General features: G+C 45.6%; 6 protein-coding genes. 5 read left to right on the top strand and 1 reads right to left on the bottom strand.

All coding sequences use genetic code 11. The features are described 5' to 3' along the window. Positions 1-77: 77 nt before the first annotated feature. Positions 78-2042, top strand: a complete 1965-nt coding sequence (locus AC1WIP_RS06915) for an LTA synthase family protein (RefSeq protein ID WP_481141161.1) — start codon at positions 78-80, stop codon at positions 2040-2042. Here AC1WIP_RS06915 and AC1WIP_RS06920 read toward each other — a convergent pair. Next, positions 2039-2968 carry a tyrosine-type recombinase/integrase gene (locus AC1WIP_RS06920; protein WP_481141162.1) on the bottom strand — a complete coding sequence of 310 codons (930 nt, stop codon included), beginning with the start codon at positions 2966-2968 and terminating at the stop codon, positions 2039-2041. The genes AC1WIP_RS06915 and AC1WIP_RS06920 overlap by 4 nt on opposite strands. 148 nt (positions 2969-3116) lie before the next feature. On the opposite strand from AC1WIP_RS06920, the gene AC1WIP_RS06925 reads away from it, so the two are divergent. The 4 genes from AC1WIP_RS06925 to AC1WIP_RS06940 all read left to right on the top strand — a co-directional run. Beyond that, positions 3117-3851, top strand: a complete 735-nt coding sequence (locus tag AC1WIP_RS06925; RefSeq protein WP_481141163.1) for a hypothetical protein — start codon at positions 3117-3119, stop codon at positions 3849-3851. A 1476-nt stretch (positions 3852-5327) separates the two neighbouring features. Beyond that, a complete protein-coding gene (locus AC1WIP_RS06930; protein ID WP_481141166.1) occupies positions 5328-6140 on the top strand; it encodes a reverse transcriptase domain-containing protein in 813 nt (270 codons plus the stop codon). Between the two features lie 184 nt (positions 6141-6324). After that, positions 6325-7548 carry a hypothetical protein gene (locus AC1WIP_RS06935; RefSeq protein ID WP_481141164.1) on the top strand — a complete coding sequence of 408 codons (1224 nt, stop codon included), beginning with the start codon at positions 6325-6327 and terminating at the stop codon, positions 7546-7548. Between the two features lie 105 nt (positions 7549-7653). Further along, on the top strand, positions 7654-8942 hold a 1289-nt coding region (locus tag AC1WIP_RS06940; protein WP_481141165.1), incomplete at its 3' end, for a hypothetical protein.

The following is an 8942-nucleotide window of genomic DNA, read 5'->3' on the forward strand; positions in this document are numbered from 1 at the left end:
CCCTTGCGCCCCTCCCCAAAAAAGGGTATGATATCTCAGAAGCCAATCTCGCTTAGAGCGTCAAAAGGAGTGTAAGAATGAACCTGCCTGTCAGCCTGAAGAAAGAAAACATAAAAAAATATAAAGCAGCCATCCCCTGTCTATATGCTTTTCTGCAAATTGCAGTGTTGTTTTTCTTAAGAAAATTCCTGCTGCTTACGGTTTACCAGACAGTGGCCGCCTATGCCGCCGTCTGTATGGCGGGGATCATCCTTTTGTTTTTGTCAGAGCGATTTCCGGGCGGCAGGAAGTTGTCCTGGAGGATGGCAAGCGACAGCTATCTGATGTTCTGGAGCGGAATTCATGGAGTGATTGTGCTGGGCTTTTTGACCTGTGGGACATACTACCTGACGCTTACCCAGGTGACCATTGTGCAGATTGTAAATCTGTTCCTTGGAGCGGCGTTGTACTGGTTTTTCTATCTGGTTACCGGCAGACCGGTAACCGCTGTGGGAATCGGGAATCTGATGATCGGGCTGCTTGGAACGGCAAATTATTATCTGATGAGATTCCGGGGAGCGCCTCTTTCGCTGGGAGACTTTAAATCTGCAAAGACAGCGGTAAATGTGGTGGGCAATTACGATTTTACGCCGGATGGGATGCTGGTGTTTGGACTGATAGATCTGCTTTTGTGGTATCTTGTGTGGAAATTTGCATTTGCGGGAAGGAAAGGCAAGAGCAGACGTTTTCATCCGGTGTCTGTGGCCGTTACAGCTGTTGTTGTCTGTGGGTGCATTGCTCTTCCTGTTATGAGGTTTGACAGGATATATGCGCAGACGAATCAGTTTTCCCAGGACACCTATCTTGCCACATTGCTGTCGGAAATTATGGGGAGCACCCAGAGCCTGCCGGAGGATTATTCTCTGGATGAGGTACGTCGGATCATAGAGGCATATGAGGAAGACCAGAAAGTACAGGGAAATGAGGAGGAAGACGATATTTTAGGGACGGATGAAAACTCCTCAGTTATGGAATTTCTCAATATTGTGGTGATCATGAACGAGGCATTCAGTGATCTGCGCGTACTGGGAGATTTTGAGACTACGGAGCCGGTGCTGGAATATTGGGATTCTATTCAGGAGAATGTAATCCGTGGCTGGGCCAATGTGTCCGTCCTTGGAGGAAACACGGCAAACTCGGAATATGAGTTTCTCACCTCCGATTCCATGGGGGCATACAGCGCCGCAGTGCCCTATAACTCTTATTTTTCCAGTGGGGATGCTTATCCGGGTCTGGTTTCCAACCTGAAGGAGCTGGGCTATGAGACGGTGGCCTTTCACCCTTATTTGTCCAGCGGCTGGAACCGTACTCAGGTATACCGGGCCATGGGGTTTGATCGAATCTTGTTTTTGGAGGATGTAGAGGAGGAAATGGACACATTGCGCATTTATGTCAGTGACCGAGGGGATTACTCCTATCTGCAGACCTATTTTGACCAAAAGGAAGAAGGAGCTCCGCTGTTTTTCTTTAATGTGACTATGCAGAATCATGGGGGGTATACCAATAGTGGAGATAACTTTGAAACTACCGTGCAGCTTGCCGGTGAAATGCAGGGGAAATACCCTCAGGCGGAGCAGTATCTAAGCCTTATGCAGGAAAGCGACAAAGCCCTTGAAGAGCTGCTTGCTTATTTTGAGCAGTATCGGGAACCGGTGGTTGTGGTGGTATTCGGGGACCATCAGCCCAATCCTCCCTTTATTATCTGGCATAATTATGAGACAGAAAGTGTCGATTTAGGAGAGGTGAGTCTCAATTATCTTGCCGGCATTCTGCTCGGGCAGCTGGGGCTGCCCATGAGCGAATATCAGCAGTATGTGATGGAGCTGTATGAAAGCCTGCCAGTGATAAGCAGTCTGGGAATCAAGACCGCAGACGGCACACTGTATGCCAAGGGAAGTGAAGAGTACGAGAATCTGATAAGAGATTACCGTCTGTTGATTTACCATCACACGGCGGATGGGGAAAATCGGCTGGAGGATTTTTTTGAAATAGCAGGGGACTAAGCTTCCTCCACCTCCATAAAGTTTCTGGGGTGCCTGTGAAATAAAATGTCTTTTTGCTTTATATTGGATACATAGGTATAGATTTCGGTGGTGCTGATGGAGCTGTGCCCCAGCATCCGCTGGATATAGCGGATGTCTACATCCTGTTCTAAAAGAAGTGTTGCGAAGGAATGACGGAACATATGAGGGGTGATATGCTGCTCTATTCCTGCAAGCCTTGCGTAATGCCGGATCATAAATCTCACCGACTGATCGGACAGCTGTTTTTTCAGCCTGTTTACAAAAAAGCATCCGGCAGAAGAAATTTCCGGGGCGAAGGCGTTCTGATAGGAGGCCAGGGCAGAGAGTACTGCCGGATTCCCGATCTGCAGGATTCTTTCTTTGGCGCCTTTGCCGTAAATACGGACGGTTTTTTCCTTCAGGTCGATATGCTGGGGCTTTAGGGAGCAAAGCTCACAGATGCGCATTCCCGTGGCGAAAAGCAGCTCAAGCACCGCAACATCCCGGATGCGGCAGCGTTTCTGATACTGGGTGTGAGCGGTTTTCCTTTGGCGGTAGGCCTCCGACAAAAGAGCCTGCACGGAATGAAAAGGGATGGTCTTTGGCAGAAGCCTTGCCTCCCGAAAACGGATGTCCAGCTTGTCAAAGGGATTTTCGGAGAGAATTTCCCGATAGGAGAGGTAGCGGAAGAAGGCTTTTAAGCTGGCCACCTTTCTCTTTGCGGTTTTGGGCTGGTATTTTCTGTGGAGCATAGTGATGTAGGCATCTACCGGCTCCCGTTCATAAAAAGTAAGAGTGTTGTCCATGCTGCGCTCGTATTGGGTCAGATCGATACGGTATGCCTTCAGCGTCTTGGGATCAAGATGCTTTCTGTACTGGCAGTAATCCAGGTATTCTTCCAGGTAAAGGTTCAAAGCTTTCATCATTTGTATCCTCCGTGTTTTTGTCCTATTATGAGGGGAAAGGGGGAAATTGTCCATTCTTCCCACAAAAGCTCCTCCGCCCTTTACATTGCCCTTTCCCTGTCTTATAATAGAGACACTACAAAAACGGCGTGATAAAGGGGAGGTTTAAGTGGAAAATTTTATACCTGCCATAAGAACAGACCGATTGAGGGAAATGAAGGGGTATGACGAGAGGAATTATTCTTTTATCGACAGAGCTTCCTATCGGATTATAGAGAAAATCCAGACGCTGCAGGAGGGCTGCGAGGCTTTCTTCGGGGTGGAAGCCACACAGAATGACGTATATTTTTATCTGATAGACAATCAGGCCAATACCTATTTGTCTATCTATGAAATTTATCAGCTTCTTTTGGAGATTTCCCACAGGGAAGGGACGCAGTTTGTGGTTAACGCCTTAAAAAAGCAGCTGCGTCTGAAAATCAGAAGGTCTCCCGATCCGAAAAAGAAGGAGGAATGGCTTCATCAGCAGGAATTTGAGTATCGGGGAATCCGGTATCATATCAGGGAAACAGTAGACCCGGGCCGCTGTGGAGAAATTGAAATTCCTGATATGGATTTCAAAATATCCTACAGAAAGCTCTTTGTGTTGATCAACCTGATTCAGGAAAAGAGCAACGCCCTGTTTTTAAGGGGCGGACAGAATCAAAAATATGCCGACGGCATTCTGCGGCTGTTTGTGGTTTTGCTCTCAAAGCATGAAGAAATTCCCCTTTTGACCGGGCTGGGCTGGAGGTATGATGCAGGCTCGGATCAGTTTTTGTTTCAGCCGCCTGGGGCGGAAAACGAACGAAATAAGCGGAAATATTATTTGACGAAGCAGGAGTTTGATACTATAATGAAATAAAGAATCCTAGTATTCGTCGAGGACGAAGTATTTCTAAAGAGTTTATGGAGTGGTAAAAGTGCAAACTGAACGTCAGGCGCGCTTTTCCGCTCGCACGCCTATGCTCGCGGAGCTTGCCTGGCGTTCAGTTTACTCTTTTACCACTGTAGGATTCTTTTTTTATGCTGTGCAAAAGAATGTCTTTTATTCTTTGTGCGTGGGAGAAAAGATTGAAAATTAAAATTTTCAATCCGGAATTTGTGCTACGCACAAAGTTCCTTTTGATTACAAAGCCGCTCACGCGGCAGAATGAGAGGAACCATGGAATATACCTTGCTGGATAAAATCACGATCACTCGTCCCATCCTTTTTTTATGTGGGCCGTATTATGAAAAGAGCAACAAAAGCGACAGACGGGTGATTTTGCAGAACATGCTGTATGACACCTACAAAAACAAATACCTGCCCTTGGTTATAGATGATTTCCTCACGGAAAAAAATATACGGGATGACAACATCAGCATTCAGATTATGGAAGAAATCTGCGCCGCGGTGTCCTATAAAACGTATATTTTCCTGGATACCATGTCATCGGCCACAGAGCTTGGAATTTTTGCAAACAGCGCCTATGTGAACGAGATCAGTGTGTTTGTCCCTAAGGTCAGCGATATTTATAACCGCAAAAATGTGGGATACTTTGTGCATGATGTGGTGCTGAAAAAGCATGAGGACAGGGTGAAATGCCTGGAATACAGGCCGGGGCTGGAGAGAAAGGCTCTGGCCACGGATTATGTGGTGGAGCATTATAAATTTGTAAACGACAGCCTGCCTTCAAACCTTGCAAGGCACATCAAGGAGGATCCCATTTTCGGGCAGGAGGATTCTCATCCCATCAATCTGAGGGAGGACGATGTTGTCATACCTCAAACACCATACCAGATCTGCTGTCAGAGAAAAGGAAACAGCCTTACGGTGAGCATTTCGCTGCGGCTTTTGTTTTATGTGACAGTGTCCATAATCTCTCATGAGTACAAAACCTTTCTCCAAAGTGGGGATGAGGACTTTTCCAAGTTTGATATTGACGATATTGTGGACAAGGTGAACCAGTGCATTAAAAATTTTATTTCCGGAAAGACTGGGAAGGATCTGTCAGCCTGTGGGATTGCAAAGCTGAACACGGTTCTGCAGGAGGAAGAAAGAACTCTGGTCTATCACATTGCAAAATTTGTCCATGTGTATTATCTGTATTCCCAATTTCACAGGTTTTATCTGGTGGAAAAGCCGCTGGGTAATGTTGTGGACAAGATTGCAGTGGGAAACCATCCCTATACTTTGTGCGGCCTTAAGGAAAAGGATATCACGCTTTTAGAAAAAATCCAGGCCGATCAGGAGAAGTATTTTGAACAGATAATCGTTAGAAAAAATAAAAAGAAACGCGAAATTATAAAATACAGAGAAGACAAAAACGGAGATCAGGCCAGAGAACTGCATAACCGGATGCTTCAGGGCATACTGGAGCATTACACGGCAAATCAGGCTTCCTACGCTTACCGGCGGGGACGGGGAATCAAGCAGTGCGTGCAGCAGCATTTGGACGGCGTAGATTTTATGAAATACGACATCCGTAAATTTTTCAATAGTATTGGTCCGGAAAAGCTCACCAAATGCTTTGGGGCGGCCCTTAAGATCGACGAAAGATTTTTTAAGGAGCTTTACAGAATGCTGGGCAGCTGCTTTTATCATGGGACGCTGCCGCTGGGGCTTGTGCTGTCTCCGATTTTATCAGATATTTATATGAATGAGTTTGACCGCAGGGCGGAAGGCTTTTTTTCCGCTCTTGGATTTACCTATACCCGGTACGCGGACGATATTCTGGTCTCTGCAAAGGAGATTATGGGAGAAGAGCAGAAGGCGAAAGCGGAGGAATTTGTGGAGCGGGAGCTAAAAAGGCTTTCCTTGTCCATAAACAGGGAAAAGGTGCGAAAGACCCGTTTGGAAAAGCAAGGGGATCAAATTCGCTATGTGGGGCTTTACATTGTCAGGGGAGAGAAGGAGAATTTTATCACCGTTGGCAAATCCTATGCTTATGAGACCGCCCGGGAATGCCTTGATTACTTTCACAAGGTGCGCCGCCTGCTGGTGGAGGAGCTGCCTGCTGCGGAAAGGGAAAAATTGGAGAAGGACACCTTTTTTGAGAGACAGATTCTTTTGGGAAAGCTGGGCTTTATGGAGCAGATGGAAGGGCAGAGAGGAACTGACAGGGTGGAGGCCAGGCTGAAAGCCCACGGTTTAAGCATACTGGAGATTTAGGAAGCTCATTAATAAGTAATTGCGAAACTCGCTGGCAAAGTTACGAACCTGGTCATAATAACCAAAAACGGGTTCCGAAGCAGTGGCTAGTCACCCTTATTTTGGTTATTACATCCAGTTTCTGATACCCGGGAGCGAGTTTCGCAATTACTTAAAGAGCATTAAAATCATAAGGAGAGTATTCATGGAGCAGACCAAATTACAAAAATGGATGAATATAGGCTTTTTTATGCTGCTGCTTCTCGGGGCCTCGGCGGTAACCCTGATTTTGTTTCACAGGCAGACCATCGGGAGCCCGGAGAGGTATCATTCGGATATGAAGGCTTATATACTGGAAATGCAGGGGCTTGACAGCGGCTACAGCTTTCCCTATCCTGTTTTTTTTAAGCTTGCCGCGTTCCTGCACCTGTTTGCCGGGCCGGAATTTGCGGTGGCCCTGGCCACCATGCCGTTAAACAGCCTGGCTATGGTGATTGTGAAGCTGATTCTGGATCATCTGCTGCTTGCGGACTTCCAGGCGTTTTTTGCAAAACAGAAATGGCTGGCGGGAGCCTTGCTGAGCCTTCTTTCCATCTCTTTGTTTTTTATTTCCATGCTGTATCCGCCTCCAGGAATCTACCTACCGGGCATCAAATACAATTATCTGGGGGTTTTTACTGCAAATCCTTTTCATAATGCAACCTACATGGCGGCCCGGCCATTTGCCATTCTTTCCTTTTTCTGGTTTGCCAGGCTGCTGGAGCGCTATGAGAAGGGCTGGAAGGAGCAGAAAAAAGATTATGCGCTGTTTTCTTTCTTTCTCCTGACGGCCACCATGACCAAGCCAAGCTTTACCCTTGTACTTGTGGGAGCTGCGGGATTGATTATGGTATGGCGTATGATAAAAAGCAGGTTCCGCAATTTTGTTCCCACGCTGCAGCTGGGACTGTGCTTTGTCCCCACATTTTTAGACCTGTTGTATCAGTACAGGGGCGTCTTTGTGCCCGATGAAGGAGAGGAAGGGGGCCTGGGCTTTTGCCTTGGCAGCGTATGGAGGCTTTACTGTGACAATATCCCCCTTGCGGTCTGCCTGGCGGTGGGCTTTCCGCTGGTTGTGCTGTTATGTAATTTTAAGGAGCTGAAGGAGAACACACTGTACCGTTTTTCCTGGCAGATCTATGGGATGAGCTTTGCCATGGCGTTTTTCCTGTATGAAAAGGGCTTTCGGGCGGCGCATTTTAATTTTTCCTGGGGCTATATGTATGGAATTTTCTTCAGCTTCCTGGGGGCGCTGCCGGTGCTGGTTCGTGCAACCATAGCAAAGAAGCGTCCCTTTCTTCTCGCGGTCCAGTGGGGGGCTTATTTGTGTCATGTGGTCTGCGGATTGTATTATTTTTGGGGAATATTCCAGGGGAAAATGTACTATTAGTTCCGCTAAGCTGTGTTGTATTAATATACTTGATAACGATAAAGAAATTCTATAAAATTAGTTTAAAAAGATGTAGTGATATTTGGGGAAGGAATAGAGTTACAAATGAAAAAGAGACAAGGAATATTTGAAGTGCATAATTTTTTGTTTCCCCTATTATTAGCAGTATATGTCTTTGTAATGGTGATTGCTTCTCCGATAACTTTTGCGCAAGGTTTAGTTTTTTACTTCTATCAGATATTTTCTGTCTGGGTTCCGGGTATGGCAATAATTACGCTGCTGAAAATACCGGAATGCGACAGTATGGAGAGAATTCTTTGCGGATATAGCATGGGGTATGTATGGAGTATCATACAATATTTTCTTTTCGCATTTTTTGATGCGTTACAATGGTTAACGCCATTTCAAATTGTGTTTTGTCTAATATTTTTGGGATATTTGTCGCGTAGTTTGGGGAAGAGGGCTGTTGCCGAAAATAAAAAAGAGATAAAAAAGGAATGGGCGTTAGTGGCTGTTCTGTTTACTGCGGTAATCGGAATTCGCTTTGTAACATACTATGGGCTTAATTTGTTGCCTACAAATGATCAGGCAGTCACTTTCCCTACTCAGGACATTCTTTTTTATATCGGCAATGCCATTAGTGCTAAAAAAGGGTTTCCTTTGGAAGAATTTCGGTATGCCGGCGAGGTTTTTAAATATCATTATTTCGGAAGCATTCATTTGGCGGTAGCTTCTATGATAACAGGAATTGAAGCGTTAAAGCTGGAAATTTGCCTGCAGTGGATTTCTTCCTCCTTGATGGTAATATCTGCGTTTTATTGTCTGCTGCGCCGAATGAAGCTGTCTTTAAATTTGCGTATTCTTGGAATGATTATACTGTTGTTTACCACAGGCAAGGAGCTGCTTGTTTATGTGGCCTATCAGCATATAATGTACAAGGCTCCATTTGGTTTTGACATTGGATTGGCAATGGGAGTTTTTACAATTATGTTCCTTTACATACAGTATCAGACCCCTAAAATACATTTCGGCTTATGGGGAGGGACGTTGCTTGCTTTCTTTGCCTGCGAAGGCAGTAAAGCGCCAATTGCTGTGGTCATTTTATTCCTGGTAGGGTGTATTTGTGGATTATGGCTGTTTTCTTCTTTATCAAAAAAACAGGCGTTCATTTATGGTATTCCGCTGGTGGTATTATTTTTAACCATTTTCTTTGGAGTTGTATCAAATGGCTTGGATACAATAACGACAAATTCTACAGGACTAAAGATTGATCCTACGGGGCATTTGTACGAATGCGGATTGGGTAAATTATATTTTAATTGGACAGCGCAGGGAATGCCGGAGGAATTGGGTAAGATTTTGATAGTGATTCTGTTCTTCTTTGGGTGTAACGC

The organism is Acetatifactor sp. (assembly GCF_982438285.1).